At 27.8% G+C, this 1416-nt stretch carries 1 protein-coding gene; it reads left to right on the forward strand.

The features are described 5' to 3' along the window. Window positions 1–1080: 1080 nt before the first annotated feature. A complete protein-coding gene (locus GH681_RS23020) occupies window positions 1081–1356 on the forward strand; it encodes a hypothetical protein (RefSeq protein WP_153163823.1) in 276 nt (91 codons plus the stop codon). Window positions 1357–1416: the final 60 nt, after the last annotated feature.

Genomic DNA, 1416 nt, shown 5'->3' on the forward strand with positions numbered 1-1416 from the left:
ACCTAATATATAGCTCTTGCAGTATAACTGTGGGAGCTATGGTTTACCGTTTCAAACCAATTGAGTCACCATTATAGCAATTTTATTTATCAATAAAAATATATATTATGGAAACACCAAAAATTACAGTTAGTGAAGCTCTCATAATAGCAAAAGAATATCATCTTGAAGCAGAAGTAACCGAATGCATCAAACAAGGTATGTCACCAATCGAAGCGTTAATTGAATGGGATTTAATATAAAATTAGAGATGGATAAAAGACAAAAAAACAATTTAATGACACTATTAACATTGATTGTGGTACTTGGTCAATTTATTCTATGGATAATATTATTACTATTAGATAAAGTATGATAAAGCTTATAAATAATATAACACAAATTATAATATTATTAGGATGTTGTGCTATATCAATATTTATATTATTTGTATTAATTACATTTATCAAAAATGTAGACGATTTTGCAGCAATAACAAATATATATGACTATATACGTATGCAAAATATAACAATAAAGATTGATACAATATTATTTACAGTAATAGTAATATCCTATCTTAATAGAATAAACAATACTATCTAGATTTGATTATCTTTATAGTAACTAAACAGAAAGCTAGCGCTGTAAAGACTGGCAAATTTAAGATTGCACATGGAGATTGAACGCTGAAACATGTGGTAACTAAATAGGAGAGATCAGTTGGTTCAAGGTAGTTACGCTTAGTGTTTGCCTACTAAGTATCACTACACAGTCAGGTTGGAAGACTGACATTTAAAAAACTCAATAACTTCCCAAGACATTGAGGGCACCAGTTTCTTATATTAGCGTAAGGCTTACAGAAGAAGTCATAGTTCCTATATAGATGAAAAGATGTACTCGGAGTTAATAACTCAACGTTATGACAGTATGCAGCTATAAAGATATAAATTTTAGGTGTAAAATGCTAATCGTTTATTTCTATATTGTAAGGATACAGCCATACTATCCTTTACTTTATTATTACTTAACCACACACTACAGTCTGTGAAGATAGTAGTGTTTTAAACTGATTATTAACTTAAATTAAGATAAAATGAAATGACTAAATTAATTAAACCAGTAATGATAGACAATATAATACGAAGTGGAGTAGTATTAAAGTCTAAGAAAGCTTATAAAGAAATAAGCAAACTTGAACTTACAAATTTATGTGCTATAAGAGCACATGATAATAGAAGTAGTTGCGCTTATTATAAGCCTTGTGCAGATATATCTATGTGTAAGCTTTGTTTCTTAAATGCTAATAATTATTTGAATGTTTTAAAGTATATAAAACATAATAAAAACAAATTTCCATTAAAATCAACATTATGAAAACAAGAAAACACTTTATCAGAAAGTACGAACTCTTAGCAAGATGTATTCAAACTAATT

The sequence above is a fragment of the Zoogloea sp. 1C4 genome, assembly GCF_009469605.1.
Lineage (GTDB): Bacteria > Pseudomonadota > Gammaproteobacteria > Burkholderiales > Rhodocyclaceae > Zoogloea > Zoogloea oryzae.

Coding starts and splice junctions, on each gene's coding strand:
- GH681_RS23020 (WP_153163823.1), top strand. CDS start 1,081: ATGACTAAATTAATTAAACCAGTAATGATAGACAATATAATACGAAGT.